This window comes from Salmonella sp. 3C (assembly GCF_025426275.1).
Classification (GTDB): Bacteria; Pseudomonadota; Gammaproteobacteria; order Enterobacterales; family Enterobacteriaceae; genus Salmonella; species Salmonella enterica.
Genome location: NZ_CP104858.1, coordinates 3996936 through 4013996, shown reverse-complemented (window position 1 = coordinate 4013996; position 17061 = coordinate 3996936). Strand labels below are relative to the sequence as shown.

Here is a 17061-nt window from a genome sequence, read left to right as displayed (position 1 = left end):
CGTCATCACCGGCGACTAAAAAGCGTTATTACCCTTAATGAGTAGGCTATTTTGGTAAAAAAGCTGTGGTTTTTCACCATGCTGTGTCTGTCTACTCCTTCCCGTCGCAGATACCTCTCTACGGCGGCAATTAAGGAGTAACTCGTTATAGGTATGGGTATACTCCGCTGTATCGTTGAGAATAGCGGCACAGCCGATTGACGCCCCTCTTTTTTGCTACGTTTTTTCGGCGACATTACCCCGAAGAAAGAAGGTAACATGTTTAAACGGTGCTTCTCTCCTCTTACGCTGGTTAACCAACTGGCGCTGATTGTCATGCTCTCTACCGCTATCGGCGTGGCGGGGATGGCGGTTTCCGGCTGGCTGGTTCAGGGCGTGCAGGGTAGCGCTCATGCGATTAATAAAGCGGGCTCATTGCGTATGCAAAGCTATCGACTACTGGCCGCTGTCCCGCTGGATGCTAAAGATCAAAAGCTGCTGGATGAGATGGAGCAAACGGCATTCAGCCCGGAACTGACCCGCGCCGCTGAGCGAGACGGGCAGCAAAAGCAGCTTAAAGCGTTGCAGGATTACTGGCATAACGAACTCTCGCCAGGGCTACAGCACGCGCAAAACGCGCACGCGGTCGCAGAAGATGTCACGCGCTTTGTGGCGGGCCTGGATCGCCTGGTGACGTCGTTCGACCATACTACTGAATTGCGTATCGAACGCGTGGTATTAGTTCACCGGGTAATGGCGATCTTTATGGCGCTATTGCTGGTATTTACGATTATCTGGCTACGTGTTCGCCTTTTGCAGCCCTGGAAACAGTTGTTATCAATGGCGCGCGCCGTCAGTCAGCGCGACTTTACCCAACGTGCCAATATCAGTGGACGCAATGAGATGGCCGCGTTGGGTTCTGCGCTCAATAATATGTCTGAAGAACTGGCCGAAAGTTATGCGGTACTGGAACAGCGCGTACAGGAAAAAACAGCCGGTCTGGAACATAAAAACCAGATTCTCTCGTTTTTGTGGCAAGCCAACCGCCGACTGCATTCACAGGCTCCGCTATGTGAGCGTCTTTCTCCGGTACTGAATGGCCTGCAAAATTTAACCCAGTTGCATGATATTGAGCTGCGAGTCTATGACCTGGAAGATGAAGATAATCACCAGGAATTTACCTGTCAGTCGGACATCAGTTGCGATGATAAAGGCTGCCACCTTTGCCCACGTAGCGCCCTGCCGATGATTAACGGCGGCACCACCTTAAAATGGCGGCTCACCGACTCTCACACCCAATACGGTATTTTGCTGGCGACGCTGCCCTATGGACGCCATCTCAGCCACGATCAGCAACAGTTGGTGGACACGCTGGTTGAACAGCTTACCGCGACTCTGGCGCTCGACAGGCATCAGGAGCGCCAGCAGCAGTTGATTGTCATGGAAGAGCGTGCCACCATTGCCCGCGAACTGCATGATTCTATTGCCCAGTCGCTCTCTTGTATGAAGATGCAGGTGAGCTGCCTGCAAATGCAGGGCGACGTGTTACCGGAAAGCAGCCGTGAGTTACTCAGCCAAATTCGCAATGAGCTGAACTGCTCCTGGGCGCAACTGCGCGAACTGTTAACCACTTTCCGCTTACAGTTGACGGAACCCGGGCTACGTCCGGCGCTGGAAGCAAGCTGCCAGGAGTTCAGCGCCCGGTTTGGCTTTACGGTAAAACTGGATTATCAGCTTCCCCCCCGCCTGGTGCCTTCACACCAGGCGATACACCTGTTGCAAATTGCCAGGGAAGCCCTCAGCAACGCCCTTAAACACTCTCATGCCGACGATGTGGTGGTGACAGTGACGCAATGTGGCAAACAGGTCAAACTAAAAGTACAGGATAATGGCTGCGGCGTCCCGGAAAACGCCGAACGCAGTAATCACTACGGCATGATTATCATGCGCGATCGGGCGCAAAGTTTGCGCGGCGATTGCCAGGTACGCCGACGCGAGACTGGCGGAACAGAGGTCACTGTTACTTTTATTCCAGAAACAAACTTCACAGAAACCCAGGGAGATACCCATGAATAATCAGGAACCGGCAACCATCCTGTTAATCGACGACCATCCGATGCTACGCACGGGTGTAAAGCAGCTTGTGAGTATGGCGCCCGATATCAGCGTGGTCGGAGAAGCCAGCAACGGTGAGCAGGGTATTGACCTGGCGGAATCGCTCGATCCCGATCTGATCCTCCTTGATTTGAATATGCCGGGAATGAATGGCCTCGAAACGCTGGATAAATTACGCGAAAAAGCGCTGTCAGGACGTATTGTCGTTTTCAGCGTATCCAACCATGAAGAAGATGTCGTCACGGCGCTAAAGCGCGGCGCGGACGGTTACCTGTTGAAAGACATGGAGCCGGAGGACTTGCTCAAAGCGTTACAACAGGCCGCCGCCGGCGAAATGGTATTAAGTGAAGCGTTAACGCCGGTACTGGCGGCCAGCCTGCGGGCCAACCGCGCCACCACCGATCGCGATGTAACGCAACTCACCCCGCGTGAGCGCGATATTCTGAAGCTCATCGCGCAGGGATTGCCGAATAAGATGATTGCCCGGCGTCTGGATATCACCGAAAGTACGGTCAAAGTGCACGTGAAACATATGCTCAAGAAAATGAAGCTGAAATCGCGCGTGGAGGCCGCCGTCTGGGTACATCAGGAACGCATCTTTTAATTATTGCTCCTGGAACGGTTGCCAATGCGGATTATCGTCCGGCATCGTGATAAACGGTTCAGTCAGCGCGAGCGTGATCTCATTGGAAGAGACACGCTGATCTTTTTCATCCTCAACCACCACCGATAAACGCCAGCGATTTGCCGCGCCTTCGCGGTGATCCCAGGCCGGCATAATGATTGTCCAGCCCTCGGTACTACGGGTGTCCGTTCCTGCCGTCAAACTTAATGCCTGTGTATCGCCCTGCCAGCTCAAATGACGAATACCGTGCACGCTGCGCACCTGCAATTTTAACGCAACCGTCTCACCAGGCGTAAGATCCCAGGGCGGCGTCGCCAGAAAAACCGTTAACGTTTTACGCTGCCGATACTCCATTGTCGGCAGCGAGTTACGTTGCGGCGTATCATAGCGGCTACCGCGTAATGACTGGCTTTGCGCCACTTCACTGGCGGCAAGCTGCTTTTTGAGCGGCACGCCGAAGCGGTAGTTAAGCGTCAGCCCCAGGTTATTTTGACTGACCCCGCTCTCGCCCTGTTTGTGCTGGGCGGTCATGGTAAGCAAAGGTACTGGCGTATAGTTGAGACCCAGTTTTAACGCGACAGGATTGTGATACCCCGTTCCGGAGTCAAACAGATCCACGCTATCGCCAAAGTACTGCTCCAGACTAACGCTGGTATTGATATGCTGGTAAAACGGCAGCCGCATTTGCGCGTTGATATCATACCCGCGCGCCATTCGCTGTTCTAAGGTCGCCGTATGCGTCTGCCAGTCGGCAAAAGGCTGATAATAGTTGGCGGATAAACGCAAATATTCTCCCCACGCCTCCGCGCCAAAGCCGGCGCGCTGCAGATTTTCATCCAGCAGATTATCGTAAAAGGTATTATAGCCAAGAAGCCAGCCATCCTGCGCCCAGCGCTGTCCTATGCCAACGTTGCTTACCAGTCCATCAGTCTGTTGCGTAAGACCAAGCTGGCTCCAGGTCAGATAGCGCTGTTTATCCTGTAAAGGGATAAACCAGCTTCCGTGACTGCCGTTAAAATGACCTTCGTTATCGACGTTAATATCCACGCTGGCGCTGCCCCAGGCTGATAGCCAGCTTTCAAGCTGCTGGTTAACCTGCTCGCTGACCACATCGCGTACCTGTCCGAAAGCGAATTGCCGCGCCTGTTCACCAGTATCCAGATCGTTATTTTTCATGCTGGCTTCGCCAAACGCTTTGGCCATCTCGGCAAAATGCTTTTCCCCTTCGTGGGATTCCGGCATCATGCCTAAATCCGGCAGACGGTTTTGCGTGAAAGGGTCTTGCGCCTGCGCACGGATCGTACCGCTGGCAGCCAGCAAGAGAAGCGAGAGTGAGAATGAACGAAAAACAATACGGCTCAACGTGTCGGCAACTTCTACAACAAAAGATAAGAGGAATGGCATCAGAGTAAACCATAACGTGTCCGGACAGGTTTTGCAGCCTTTTCTCGTGCTTCCAGGAATATCCTTATTTTTTCCGCAGAGCGTCCCGGGATTTTATCCACGCATTTGGCGGTACCCGGTTCCCGAGGTAACATAACGCCATTGCCGACAAAATTTCTCAAGGAGAAGGGTTATCCATGCAAAATATCGTCATTATCGCTAACGGCGCCGCCTACGGCAGCGAATCATTATTTAATAGCCTGCGTCTGGCCATTGCGCTGCGCGAGCAGGAAAGCCATCTCGATTTACGCCTGTTTTTGATGTCAGATGCCGTAACCGCAGGGTTACGCGGTCAAAAACCAGCCGAAGGCTACAATATTCAGCAAATGCTGGAAATTCTGACCGCGCAAAACGTACCGGTAAAATTATGCAAAACCTGTGCGGACGGACGTGGTATCACTCCCCTGCCGCTGATTGACGGTGTGGAAATCGGAACGCTGGTCGAGCTGGCGCAATGGACGCTGGCGGCGGACAAAGTGCTGACATTTTGAATCTGTACGCGGGAAAAGCTCCCGCGTCAGGATAGACTTCCGGCAAGAAAATCAGGCTAACACGTGAGTAATACCGCGTTTATTTTTTCTTATGCCATTTATCATTCTCGCCTTTTTCATAATCGTTTTTAACCGCCGCCCAGGCGACTTTGTGTGCGGTTTCCTCGCGGCTGGCGTCATCACGACGATCGGCTTTATCTTTATATTGCTCCCAGGCGCTATTAAAGGCTTCTTTGTAAATGTCCTGGGCATGGGTTGGAAGAACATTCCGCACATTATCGGGTAAATCACTTTTGGCTTTATACGGCATCAGCGCCTCCGTCTTCAGGGAAAACATTAAGTGTGGTAAACAATGCGTTATTACGCCAGTCGAGGAGGATTTTTGCTTTTTACGGAAATTAACTTTTTGTTATTTAAACACTGTTAAAACAAGATCGTTGTTTTACTGACCTTGAAAGAAAAAAATCGTCTACGCCGTAAAACTACGTAAAAAACCACTAAAAAAATACAAATTTCTGCTATTTTTACCTTCTTTACTCTTTCCAAAATATTAACACCTGCACAAGGGAGACCCTCATGACACATGCCTGTGAGGCGGTGAAAACCCGCCATAAGGAGACTTCGCTTATTTTCCCGGTTCTTGCGCTGGTAGTGCTGTTCCTTTGGGGAAGCAGCCAGTCACTACCAGTGGTTATTGGCATCAATATCCTTGCACTTATTGGTATTTTAAGCAGCGCATTTAGCGTGGTCCGTCATGCCGATGTATTAGCGCACCGACTCGGCGAACCCTATGGATCGCTTATTTTAAGCTTGTCCGTCGTTATTCTTGAGGTGAGTTTAATTTCCGCGCTGATGGCTACCGGCGATGCTACGCCAACGCTTATGCGCGATACGCTCTACTCTATTATTATGATTGTCACCGGGGGACTGGTCGGTTTCTCGTTGTTGTTGGGCGGGCGTAAATTCGCAACGCAATATATGAATTTATTTGGGATTAAGCAGTATCTTATTGCGCTATTTCCGCTGGCGATTATTGTGCTGGTTTTTCCCATGGCATTGCCGCAAGCCAATTTCTCTACCAGTCAGGCATTATTGGTCGCGTTAATTTCCGCCGCGATGTACGGCGTATTTTTGTTGATTCAAACCAAAACGCACCAGAGCTTATTTATCTATGAACATGAAGATGAAGGCGATGATGACAATCCACACCACGGTAAACCCTCCGCGCACAGTAGCGGCTGGCATACGGTCTGGTTACTCATTCATTTAATTGCGGTCATTGCCGTTACCAAAATGAATGCCAGCCCGCTGGAGGCGTTGCTGACCAGCATGAACGCCCCGGTCGCCTTTACCGGTTTCCTGGTCGCGCTGTTAATTCTCTCGCCGGAAGGACTGGGCGCGCTGAAGGCGGTACTGAATAATCAGGTTCAGCGGGCAATGAATCTGTTCTTCGGATCGGTGTTGGCGACGATTTCATTAACCGTGCCGGTCGTCACGCTCATCGCCTGGGCGACAGGTAATGATCTGGTGTTTGGTTTAGGCGCGCCGGAAATGGTAGTGATGGTGGCCTCGTTAGTGCTGTGCCATATTTCGTTCTCTACCGGACGCACCAACGTGCTAAACGGCGCGGCGCATCTGGCTTTATTTGCCGCCTATCTGATGACGATTTTTGCCTGATATAAAAAAGCCGGATAGTATCTTATCCGGCCTACACAAGCTAAAAACCGCAATCAGTTCTCGGTATCCAGCTCGTCGAAGCTTTTCACCAAATCATCAATCGCTTTTATCTGGGTCAGGAACTGCTCCAGTTTCGCCAGCGGCAGCGCGGAAGGACCGTCGCACTTCGCGTTAGCCGGGTCCGGATGCGACTCCAGGAACAGGCCCGCCAGACCGACAGCCATACCGGCGCGCGCCAGCTCGGTCACCTGACCACGACGACCGCCCGAGGCAGCGCCAAATGGGTCGCGGCATTGCAGCGCATGGGTAACGTCGAAAATCACCGGCGAGTTGCCGGAGACCTTTTTCATCACGCTAAAGCCCAGCATATCCACCACCAGGTTGTCATAACCGAAGTTCGCGCCGCGGTCGCACAGAATCACCTTATCGTTACCGCCCTCATGGAACTTATCCACGATATTGCCCATCTGACCCGGGCTTACGAACTGCGGCTTTTTCACGTTAATCACAGCGCCGGTTTTCGCCATCGCTTCCACCAGGTCGGTCTGGCGCGCCAGAAACGCCGGGAGCTGAATCACGTCAACCACATCAGCCACAGGCTGCGCCTGGCTGGCTTCATGGACGTCAGTGATCACTTTTACGCCAAATGTCTGTTTGAGTTCCTGGAAGATTTTCATCCCTTCTTCCAGGCCCGGCCCACGGTAAGAGTGAATAGAGGAACGGTTGGCTTTATCAAAAGAGGCCTTGAACACGTAAGGAATACCCAGCTTCTGGGTAACGGTTACGTAGTGCTCACAAATGCGCATTGCCAGATCGCGTGACTCCAGCACGTTCATACCGCCAAACAGCACAAACGGCAGGTCATTTGCCACCTTAATGTCACCAATGTTAACCACTTTTTGTTTCATAGGATCGCCTTACACTTATAGGTAAAATGTCGGTTAATTAATGTAGAACAATTTGCTTGTGCGCAATGGTGTTGATCTGCGCACGAATCATTTCGCTGATCGGGTCTTCCGGACACTGTTCAACGAAGTAGCTTAAATCAGTCAGCGCAACGTGTTCACACTCAAGCTGCGCGTAGATCAACCCGCGGTCACGGATTTCGTAAGGATCTTCCGGGTTAAATTGCAACAATGCTTCGCTAACGCGTAGCGCCAGCTCCATTTGCCGTTCCTCCATCAGCGAGGATTTCAGCGTATCCAGTAGCTTACGAATCACTTCGGCGTTATCCGCCTCGTCCAAATCTTCGTTAAACAACTCGGCGACCGGACTAATATTGCCTTTTAACCAGACTTCGAGGGTATGTTCATCAAGCGTTTCACCGTTGAACGGGTTAATCAGCCACATTTCCCCTTCCAGCGATTCAATACGCAAAATCAACTGCGTTGGGAAGATAACGGGCACCAACGGCAAATCAAGACGGTTTGCTATCCATAATAAAATAGCGCCCAACGATACCGCGCTACCCTGGCGTTTTTTCAGGACTTTATCGAGCCATAAAGCATCAGAAAGACGGTAGACGCCGCGGGAGTCCGTGAACCCCCACTCGCCGTAAAAAAGTGCCAGCAATTTTTCCAGTTGCTCATCCTGAGACAGGAGCTGGCTAATTTCTTCCTGCGCCAGACTGACCAGACGTTCCAGTTCGTCGTAGACAAACTGCGTGGGAAAATCCAGGCGAATCATCTCTGATGCCAGGATCATGCCATCACACAGCGGCGCATTGTTAAATTCGAAATCAGCTAACGACCTCATGACTTACCCCAGTAACGGTATTTTTGTGGTGGCGAGTTTAATGATGATGTACAGCACCACCAGCGCCAGCGGGAAAGCGATAAAACGCGCCTGCTGGCTGCGCGCCTGACGATAATCAAGCGCAATAAAACCCAAAACGATGTAGATGATAACGCCAAACAGTTTTTCAGTCAGCCATGAGCCCGACTCCGTGAATGGCAGGATGTGCGTTTTAACGATTAACCCAATACCGCTAAGCAGTAACAGGGTATCTATGACGGGAGGCACGATTCGTGTCCAGCGCGCGGCGGCCAACGCATGGCCGCAATAGCGCCACCAGTAACGAGCGACAAACAAACTGACGGAGAGCGCAACACAGATAAGATGAAGCGTGAGCAACATTGCAATTGTCATGGCGTAAAACGTCCGCAGGTCACGCGTTCATTACCGCCATAATCACGACACGTTTCTACATCCGAGTAACCAGACCGCCTGAAAACCGCTCTTACCGCTTCGCCCTGCTGCCAACCGTGTTCCAGCAGCAGGAAGCCGCCGGGCGTTAACATCTGGCGGGCGTTATCGATAATATGCGTAAGATCCGCCATACCGTTTTCGTCCGCCACCAACGCCGAGCGCGGTTCAAAGCGTACATCGCCTTCGCTAAGGTGCGGGTCCTGCGCGTCAATGTAGGGCGGATTGCTGACAATCATGTCGAACTGCTGCCCCGATAGCGCGCTGAACCAACAACTTTGCAGTATACGCACATTCCGGATAGCCAAATGTTCCGCGTTGCGTATCGCCAGCGCAACCGCATCAGGCATACGATCGACCGCAGTCACCTCGCAATCCGGTCGCTCGCAGGCCAGCGCCAGCGCAATCGCGCCGGTTCCGGTGCCTAAATCCAGAATACGACAGGTTTTTACCGGCAATCGCGCCAACGCCTGTTCAACCAGACATTCGGTATCCGGGCGCGGGATTAGCGTGGCGGGAGAAACGAAGAGCGGCAGCGACCAGAATTCGCGTAAGCCCGTCAGGTACGCAATAGGTTCGCCCTGTTTACGCCGCTGCAGCAGGTCCGCGAGCTGTTGTTGCTGGACGTCGGTAAGCGGCGTTTCGCCAAAGGCCATGATATACGTCCGCCCCTTGCCCGTAACGTACTCTAGCAGGATCTCGGCGTCGCGCCGGGGGCTGTCGCTGTCCCGGAGCTGGTTTACCGCCTCATGCAGCCAGTGCTGAAAATCCATTATTCCTGCTCGGATAAGGCGGCTAACAGGTCAGCCTGGTGTTCCTGAACAATCGGCTCAATCAGCATATCCAGCTTACCTTCCATCGTTTCATCAAGGCGATATAACGTCAGATTAATACGATGATCGGTCACGCGCCCCTGCGGGAAATTATAGGTCCGGTTACGATCGCTGCGATCGCCGCTGCCAAGCAGGTTGCGGCGCGTTGACGCCTCGGCCTGCTGGCGTTTTGCCGTTTCGGCGGCGTGAATGCGCGCCCCGAGCACCGAGAGCGCTTTCGCTTTGTTTTTATGCTGCGAACGCTCGTCCTGGCATTCCACCACGATGCCGGTCGGCAAGTGGGTAATACGGATAGCGGAGTCGGTGGTGTTAACGTGCTGACCGCCCGCGCCGGAAGAACGAAACGTATCAATGCGCAGATCCGCCGGGTTAATATCCGGCAGCTCGGCTTCCGGCAGCTCCGGCATCACGGCGACGGTACAGGCGGAGGTATGGATACGCCCCTGCGACTCGGTCGCCGGAACACGCTGTACGCGGTGTCCGCCGGACTCAAACTTCAGTCGGCCATACACCCCGTCGCCGCTGATTTTGGCGATGATCTCTTTATAACCGCCATGCTCGCCTTCGCTCATGCTCATGATCTCCACGCGCCAGCGGCGCGCTTCGGCATAACGGCTGTACATGCGGAACAGATCGCCGGCAAACAGCGCGGCTTCGTCGCCGCCGGTACCGGCGCGAACCTCAAGGAACGCGTTTCGTTCATCGTCCGGATCTTTCGGCAGCAGCAGTACCTGTAACTGTTGCTCCAGTTGTTCGCTTTTTTCTTTCGCTTCGCGCAGTTCTTCCTGCGCCATTTCTCGCATTTCAGGATCGTCGAGCATCATCTGAGCCGTCTCGATATCGTCCTGAACCTGTTGCCAGTCCGTAAAACAGCGAGAAACGTCGCTTAATTGCGCATATTCGCGCGACAATGCGCGAAAGCGGTCCTGGTCGGCAATAATTCCCGCATCGCCCAGCAACGCCTGAACTTCCTCATGGCGTTCGTGCAGGGCTTCCAGTTTGGCAACGATAGAAGGCTTCATAGGCGTAAATTCACCCTGTAAAAAAGTGTGGTGTGTGCTGCTACTCCAGCCCGAGGCTGTCGCGCAGAATATTCAGGCGTTCGTCATCCCCGTCACGGGCAGCCTGTTGAAGTGATTTCGTTGGCGCATGAATCAGGCGGTTGGTCAGTTTCCATGCCAGATCCTGCAAGATGGCTTGCGCATCACCGCCCTGTTGAAGGGCCGACAGCGCTTTGGTAGTCAGTTCGTCACGAATCTGCTCCGACTGACTACGGTATTCCCGAATGGTCTCGCTGGCCCCTTGGGCGCGTAGCCAGGCCATAAACTCGCTGGCTTCCTGCTCAACAATCGTTTCCGCTTCCACCGCCGCAGCCTGACGCTGCGCCAGATTATGCGAAATGATGCTCTGTAAATCATCGACGCTATAAAGATAAGCGTTCGCCAGTTTGCCGACTTCCGGCTCAACGTCGCGCGGTACGGCGATATCCACCAGCAGCATCGGCTGGTTGCGACGGCTTTTTAATGCGCGCTCCACCATGCCTTTACCGATAATCGGCAGCGGGCTGGCGGTCGAACTGATGATAATATCGGCATCCTGCAAGCGGGCGTCGATATCGCTGAGCGAGATAACCTCAGCGCCTACCTCATCCGCCAGGGCTTGCGCGCGCTCGCGGGTTCGGTTGGCGATAATCATCTTTTGTACTTTATGCTCGCGCAGGTGACGCGCCACCAGTTCAATGGTTTCGCCCGCGCCAACTAACAGTACGGTGACCGTCGACAGCGATTCAAAGATTTGGCGGGCGAGCGTACAGGCGGCAAACGCGACGGAGACGGCGCTGGCGCCGATATCGGTTTCAGTCCGCACTCGCTTGGCGACGGAAAAAGACTTCTGAAACATTCGCTCCAGCGCGCTGGCGTTAAGGTGGCCTTTTTGCGAATCCGCAAACGCTTTTTTCACCTGACCGAGGATTTGCGGTTCGCCCAGCACCAGTGAATCCAGACCGCTGGCGACGCGCATCAGGTGGCTGACGGCGTCATTGTCCTGATGCCAGTACAGACTGTTGCGCAGATCGTCCTCGTTCAGGTTATGGTAATCGCATAACCAGCGGATCAGCGCTTCTTGCAGGTTATCCTGCTCTTCCACGCTCAGATACAGCTCTGTACGGTTACAGGTTGACAGCACGACCCCGCCCTGCACCATTGGCTGCGCAAGCAGGCTGTCCAGCGCCTGATCAAGCGTGTCCGGCGAAAACGTTACGCGTTCTCGCAGCGATACAGGTGCCGTTTTATGGTTAATACCGAGCGCTAAAAGGGTCATGTCTGCGGGAGTAGTACCAGCGTTGATATGGTTAGTCTGCTTGCATCATACAGGATGCGCGTGGTCAATAAAAGAGAGAGCCCCCTTTTGGAGTAATTGGCAGCGCTCGCTAATTTGATGATTTAAGACAACTTGAAAGTAGACGATGTCACCAGGCGGCGCTAGCATTAAAGGCTATAACTGTAACCGATAGCAAAAATTTGCCGAATCGCGGCGCGAACGTTTTTACAGCCTGCAGGTTCAGTTTTCAGGCCTGATAAGCGTAACGCCATCAGGCAATTATTGCACCGTATCACAAGGATTCGTCATCACTATGACCCTGCCCGATTTTCGCCTGATTCGTCTACTGCCGTTAGCAAGCCTGGTTCTCACCGCCTGTACGCTTCCTGGGCATAAAGGCCCGGGCAAGAGCCCGGATTCCCCTCAGTGGCGCCAGCATCAGCAAGAGGTGCGTCATCTGAATCAATACCAGACGCGCGGCGCCTTTGCTTACATCTCAGATGATCAGAAAGTCTATGCGCGCTTCTTCTGGCAACAGACCGGACAGGATCGCTACCGCCTGCTGCTTACCAACCCGCTGGGCAGCACCGAGCTGGAGCTTAACGCCCAGCCGGGCAACGTCCAGTTGGTGGATAACAAAGGCCAGCGTTATACCGCCGATGACGCCGAAGAGATGATCGGCAAACTCACCGGGATGCCGATTCCGTTAAACAGCCTGCGGCAGTGGATCCTCGGTCTGCCTGGCGATGCCACTGACTACAAACTGGACGACCAGTACCGCCTGAGCGAAGTGAACTATCGCCAGGATGGTAAAAACTGGAAAGTGGTTTACGGTGGCTATGACAGCAAAACGCAGCCTGCCATGCCTGCCAATATGGAGCTTTCCGACGGCAGTCAGCGCATTAAGCTGAAAATGGATAACTGGATTGTGAAATGATGACCCATTGGCCTTCTCCGGCAAAATTAAATCTGTTTTTATATATCACCGGACAGCGTGCAGACGGCTACCACACGCTGCAGACGCTGTTTCAGTTTCTGGATTATGGCGACACACTCCACATCGAACCGCGTCGCGATGGCGAAATCCATTTATTAACGCCGGTAACCGGCGTTGAAAATGAAGACAACCTGATCGTCCGCGCCGCGCGGCTGTTGATGAAAGTCGCCTCGGAGAGTGGACGCCTGCCCGCCGGAAGCGGCGCGGATATCAGCATTGAGAAGCGCCTTCCCATGGGCGGCGGTCTGGGCGGCGGCTCGTCTAACGCCGCGACCGTTCTGGTGGCGCTCAATCATCTTTGGCAATGCGGGCTTTCCATTGATGAACTGGCGACGCTCGGCCTGACGCTCGGCGCCGACGTCCCGGTCTTTGTTCGTGGCCACGCCGCGTTTGCCGAAGGCGTAGGCGAAATATTAACGCCGGTGAATCCGCCGGAAAAATGGTATCTGGTCGCGCACCCTGGCGTAAGCATTCCGACGCCGGTTATCTTTAAAGATCCTCAATTGCCGCGTAATACGCCAAAAAGGTCAATAGATACGTTACTAAAATGTGAATTCAGCAATGATTGCGAGGTTATCGCAAGAAAACGTTTTCGCGAGGTTGATGCGGCGCTTTCCTGGCTGTTAGAATACGCGCCGTCGCGCCTGACTGGGACAGGGGCCTGTGTCTTTGCTGAATTCGATACAGAGTCTTGTGCTCGCCAGGTGCTTGAGCAAGCCCCGGAATGGCTCAATGCTTTTGTGGCGAAGGGTGTCAACCTTTCCCCATTGCATCGAGAGTTACTCTAACGCATTCGGGTTTCAGGAAGATGGCGAAATGACGAGTCGCCGGTCATATATGCCGTATTTGACCGGTGTGAGGCATTGATACCAGCGCACATGAAACGTGAATGAAGACGAGTAAGCCGGGCAAGCTGAGCTTCGGTGACAACGTCACCTTGTTCCAGACGTTGCATCGCGCTCTTTAATACACCGCCTGGATAGGATTTTGCCTGGCCCGCACAGTTTTCGGCAGATTCTTTCCACCAATGGACGCATGCCTGAGGTTCTTCTCGTGCCTGATATGAAGCTTTTTGCTGGTAACGCCACCCCGGAACTAGCACAACGTATTGCCAACCGCCTGTACACTTCTCTCGGCGACGCCGCCGTAGGTCGCTTTAGCGACGGCGAAGTCAGCGTACAAATCAACGAAAATGTACGCGGTGGTGATATTTTCATCATCCAGTCCACTTGTGCCCCAACCAACGACAACCTGATGGAATTGGTCGTTATGGTTGATGCCCTGCGTCGTGCTTCCGCAGGTCGTATCACCGCCGTTATCCCCTACTTTGGCTATGCACGTCAGGACCGTCGCGTACGTTCCGCCCGTGTGCCGATTACCGCAAAAGTTGTCGCTGACTTCCTGTCCAGCGTCGGCGTTGACCGCGTTCTCACCGTAGATCTGCATGCTGAACAGATCCAGGGCTTCTTTGACGTTCCGGTTGATAACGTGTTCGGTAGCCCAATCCTGCTCGAAGATATGCTGCAACTGAATCTGGATAACCCGATCGTGGTTTCCCCGGATATTGGCGGCGTGGTTCGTGCCCGCGCTATCGCTAAGCTGCTGAACGATACCGATATGGCTATCATTGATAAACGTCGTCCGCGCGCGAACGTTTCTCAGGTGATGCACATCATCGGCGACGTCGCTGGCCGTGACTGCGTGCTGGTTGATGATATGATCGATACCGGCGGTACTCTGTGCAAAGCAGCAGAAGCATTGAAAGAACGTGGCGCTAAACGCGTGTTTGCCTACGCGACGCACCCGATCTTCTCAGGCAATGCGGCAAACAACCTGCGCAACTCCGTCATTGATGAAGTCGTTGTCTGCGACACCATTCCGCTGACCGACGAAATCAAAGCGCTGCCGAACGTGCGTACCTTGACCCTGTCAGGTATGCTGGCCGAAGCGATTCGCCGTATCAGCAACGAAGAATCGATTTCCGCCATGTTCGAGCATTGATCGAACCCGGATCTGAAACCCGCTGCGGCGGGTTTTTTTGTCTGTAACACCCTTTTGTATGACTTATGCCTCCTTCACCTGCCATTTAGTTGACAGATGATGCGCTCATGGATGAAACATTATTGTGAACAAATTATTTTCCTCACATGTGATGCCTTTCCGCGCTCTCATCGATGCTTGCTGGAAAGAAAAATATACCGCCTCCCGGTTCACCCGCGATGTGATAGCCGGGATCACCGTCGGGATTATTGCTATCCCGCTGGCGATGGCGCTGGCAATTGGCAGTGGCGTTGCGCCGCAGTATGGCCTCTATACCTCCGCTGTCGCCGGGATCGTGATCGCGCTAACCGGCGGCTCGCGCTTTAGCGTTTCCGGCCCTACCGCCGCGTTTGTGGTGATTTTGTATCCGGTATCGCAACAGTTTGGTCTGGCGGGCCTACTGGTCGCCACGCTGATGTCGGGCTTCTTCCTGATCCTTTTCGGCCTGGCGAGACTGGGGCGATTGATTGAATATATCCCGGTGTCGGTCACGTTGGGTTTTACCTCAGGGATTGGTATTACCATCGGTACCATGCAGATTAAAGATTTTCTTGGTCTGCAGATGGCCCATGTGCCAGAGCACTATTTGCAGAAAGTCGGCGCGCTGTTTATGGCGTTGCCCACCGTCAATATTGGCGATGCCGCCATTGGCGTGGTAACGCTGGGAACGTTGATTTTCTGGCCGCGTCTCGGTATTCGTCTGCCAGGACATCTTCCCGCGCTGCTGGCCGGTTGCGCCGTAATGGGGATTGTTAATCTGCTGGGCGGCAATGTGGCGACTATCGGCTCACAGTTCCATTACGTTCTGGCTGACGGCACTCAGGGCAACGGCATCCCGCAGCTCCTGCCGCAACTGATGCTGCCGTGGAGTCTTCCTAGCTCCGATTTCACGCTAAGCTGGGATTCACTGCGCGCGCTGCTGCCAGCGGCCTTCTCGATTGCAATGCTGGGGGCAATCGAATCATTGCTCTGCGCCGTCGTGCTGGACGGCATGACCGGCACCAAACATAAAGCTAACAGCGAACTTATCGGCCAGGGGCTGGGGAATATGGTCGCGCCGTTCTTTGGCGGCATCACCGCCACCGCCGCGATTGCCCGCTCTGCCGCCAACGTCCGCGCTGGCGCGACCTCTCCCATCTCGGCGGTAATTCACGCTATCCTGGTCATTCTGGCGCTACTGGTCTTGGCCCCGCTACTCTCCTGGCTGCCGCTTTCCGCGATGGCGGCGCTACTGCTGATGGTGGCATGGAATATGAGTGAAGCCCATAAAGTGGTGGATCTGTTACGCCATGCGCCGAAAGACGACATTATCGTTATGCTGCTGTGCATGTCATTAACGGTTCTGTTTGATATGGTCATCGCCATCAGCGTGGGGATTGTCCTTGCTTCCCTGCTGTTTATGCGCCGTATTGCGCGAATGACTCGACTTGCGCCGGTCAATGTTGATGTACCTGAAGATGTGCTGGTGCTGCGTGTTATCGGTCCGCTCTTTTTCGCCGCGGCGGAAGGGCTGTTTACCGACCTTGAGTCACGTATTAAGGGCAAACGTATCGTCGTTCTGAAATGGGACGCAGTACCAGTGCTGGATGCAGGCGGGCTTGATGCTTTTCAGCGTTTTGTGAAGCGTCTGCCGGAGGGTTGCGAATTGCGTATCAGTAATCTGGAGTTCCAACCGCTGCGCACAATGGCGCGTGCCGGTATCAAACCTATTCCTGGGCGTCTGACCTTCTTCCCAAACAGGACGGAGGCGTTAGCGGATTTACTAAGTTAATGGACAATGCCCGGTGGCGATAACGCTTACCGGGCCTGAACCGGTTAGCTATGACGACGATTGTCGTTACGGCGGCAACGTTTGTCATAGTGACGTACCCACCAATATTTGTCGCTCACCTGCTCATGCCCCCCTACACGAGCCCCTGCCAGCCAAAGAACCGCCCCGACAAAAATACTCAGTATTGCGCCATGCGCAAAAAATTGCGGCAAATTAAACTGCGGCAGTTGGTTTAAAATAGAGTAACCCACGCCGACAACCATCACGACCAGCCCCAACCCCATCAGCACGTTACCGAATAACGAAGCGTTTTTGCGTTTCATATGTCACCTCCGGAACTTTTGGGTTGTTTTTAGGAAATCCCCCTAAACTTTATGTGTAAAGTATAGACAACACTTTCGTTTGTAAGTGCGGGTGCGATCACAAATGTAAAGTTTCATTTAACAAAACTTTACAAATAACACTCTGAACAGTTTACATTTTTAATAATCAATGCTGGCAATTATTTAATTTACTTCAGAGTGCCGCTGTGTTTTGTCAAGCGGGCAGACAGACAGTAAACTACG

At 53.5% G+C, this 17061-nt stretch carries 17 protein-coding genes; 8 read left to right on the top strand and 9 right to left on the bottom strand.

All coding sequences use genetic code 11. The features are described 5' to 3' along the window. The first annotated feature begins 258 nt into the window (after positions 1–258). Both narX and narL read left to right on the top strand, forming a co-directional pair. The gene (gene narX / locus N7E69_RS19355; protein ID WP_000476244.1) at positions 259–2055 is read left to right on the top strand and encodes a nitrate/nitrite two-component system sensor histidine kinase NarX; all 1797 of its coding nucleotides are present in this window, start codon (positions 259–261) and stop codon (positions 2053–2055) included. Beyond that, positions 2048–2698 (top strand): two-component system response regulator NarL, encoded by a 651-nt coding sequence (gene narL / locus N7E69_RS19350; protein ID WP_001064598.1) that lies wholly within the window; start codon positions 2048–2050, stop codon positions 2696–2698. The genes narX and narL overlap by 8 nt, the downstream gene beginning before the upstream one ends. Here the strand turns inward: narL and N7E69_RS19345 are convergent, their stop codons facing one another. Beyond that, positions 2699–4123 (bottom strand): YchO/YchP family invasin, encoded by a 1425-nt coding sequence (locus tag N7E69_RS19345; RefSeq protein ID WP_001116349.1) that lies wholly within the window; start codon positions 4121–4123, stop codon positions 2699–2701. Between the two features lie 176 nt (positions 4124–4299). Here N7E69_RS19345 and N7E69_RS19340 point away from each other — a divergent pair, with 176 nt between their 5' ends. After that, positions 4300–4653, top strand: a complete 354-nt coding sequence (locus N7E69_RS19340) for a DsrE/DsrF/TusD sulfur relay family protein (protein ID WP_001179794.1) — start codon at positions 4300–4302, stop codon at positions 4651–4653. Between the two features lie 79 nt (positions 4654–4732). Here N7E69_RS19340 and chaB read toward each other — a convergent pair whose 3' ends face one another. Further along, positions 4733–4963: a putative cation transport regulator ChaB gene (gene chaB / locus N7E69_RS19335; RefSeq protein ID WP_001674919.1), complete on the bottom strand. Its 231-nt coding sequence runs from the start codon at positions 4961–4963 to the stop codon at positions 4733–4735. Between the two features lie 266 nt (positions 4964–5229). Between chaB and chaA the strand changes: the two genes are divergently transcribed. Further along, positions 5230–6330 (top strand): sodium-potassium/proton antiporter ChaA, encoded by a 1101-nt coding sequence (gene chaA / locus N7E69_RS19330; RefSeq protein ID WP_000148425.1) that lies wholly within the window; start codon positions 5230–5232, stop codon positions 6328–6330. Between the two features lie 53 nt (positions 6331–6383). Here the strand turns inward: chaA and kdsA are convergent, their stop codons facing one another. From kdsA to hemA, 6 genes are read right to left on the bottom strand one after another with little or no spacing between them, the layout of a single operon-like run. Further along, complete coding sequence (gene kdsA, locus N7E69_RS19325) at positions 6384–7238, bottom strand: 3-deoxy-8-phosphooctulonate synthase (protein WP_000811046.1); 855 nt, start codon at positions 7236–7238, stop codon at positions 6384–6386. A gap of 37 nt (positions 7239–7275) precedes the next feature. Next, positions 7276–8085 (bottom strand): invasion regulator SirB1, encoded by an 810-nt coding sequence (sirB1, locus tag N7E69_RS19320; RefSeq protein ID WP_001257065.1) that lies wholly within the window; start codon positions 8083–8085, stop codon positions 7276–7278. Positions 8086–8088: 3 nt separating this feature from the next. Continuing rightward, positions 8089–8478 (bottom strand): invasion regulator SirB2, encoded by a 390-nt coding sequence (gene sirB2 / locus N7E69_RS19315; RefSeq protein ID WP_000150667.1) that lies wholly within the window; start codon positions 8476–8478, stop codon positions 8089–8091. After that, a complete protein-coding gene (gene prmC, locus N7E69_RS19310; protein WP_000347310.1) occupies positions 8475–9308 on the bottom strand; it encodes a peptide chain release factor N(5)-glutamine methyltransferase in 834 nt (277 codons plus the stop codon). The genes sirB2 and prmC overlap by 4 nt, the downstream gene beginning before the upstream one ends. Then, the gene (gene prfA / locus N7E69_RS19305; RefSeq protein WP_000804703.1) at positions 9308–10390 is read right to left on the bottom strand and encodes a peptide chain release factor 1; all 1083 of its coding nucleotides are present in this window, start codon (positions 10388–10390) and stop codon (positions 9308–9310) included. The genes prmC and prfA overlap by 1 nt, the downstream gene beginning before the upstream one ends. 40 nt (positions 10391–10430) lie before the next feature. Beyond that, the gene (hemA, locus tag N7E69_RS19300; protein ID WP_000173208.1) at positions 10431–11687 is read right to left on the bottom strand and encodes a glutamyl-tRNA reductase; all 1257 of its coding nucleotides are present in this window, start codon (positions 11685–11687) and stop codon (positions 10431–10433) included. A gap of 313 nt (positions 11688–12000) precedes the next feature. Here hemA and lolB point away from each other — a divergent pair, with 313 nt between their 5' ends. From lolB to dauA, 4 genes are all read left to right on the top strand, one after another. Continuing rightward, positions 12001–12624, top strand: a complete 624-nt coding sequence (gene lolB, locus N7E69_RS19295; protein WP_000174484.1) for a lipoprotein insertase outer membrane protein LolB — start codon at positions 12001–12003, stop codon at positions 12622–12624. Then, positions 12621–13472 (top strand): 4-(cytidine 5'-diphospho)-2-C-methyl-D-erythritol kinase, encoded by an 852-nt coding sequence (gene ispE, locus N7E69_RS19290; RefSeq protein WP_000988260.1) that lies wholly within the window; start codon positions 12621–12623, stop codon positions 13470–13472. Before lolB ends, ispE begins: the two co-directional genes overlap by 4 nt. A 265-nt stretch (positions 13473–13737) precedes the next feature. Next, a complete protein-coding gene (gene prs, locus N7E69_RS19285; protein ID WP_001518537.1) occupies positions 13738–14685 on the top strand; it encodes a ribose-phosphate diphosphokinase in 948 nt (315 codons plus the stop codon). Positions 14686–14809: 124 nt separating this feature from the next. Then, on the top strand, positions 14810–16495 hold the full coding sequence (gene dauA / locus N7E69_RS19280) for a C4-dicarboxylic acid transporter DauA (protein WP_001037190.1): 1686 nt from the start codon (positions 14810–14812) through the stop codon (positions 16493–16495). A gap of 44 nt (positions 16496–16539) precedes the next feature. Here dauA and ychH read toward each other — a convergent pair whose 3' ends face one another. Further along, positions 16540–16818 (bottom strand): stress-induced protein YchH, encoded by a 279-nt coding sequence (gene ychH, locus N7E69_RS19275; RefSeq protein WP_000823878.1) that lies wholly within the window; start codon positions 16816–16818, stop codon positions 16540–16542. Positions 16819–17061: the final 243 nt, after the last annotated feature.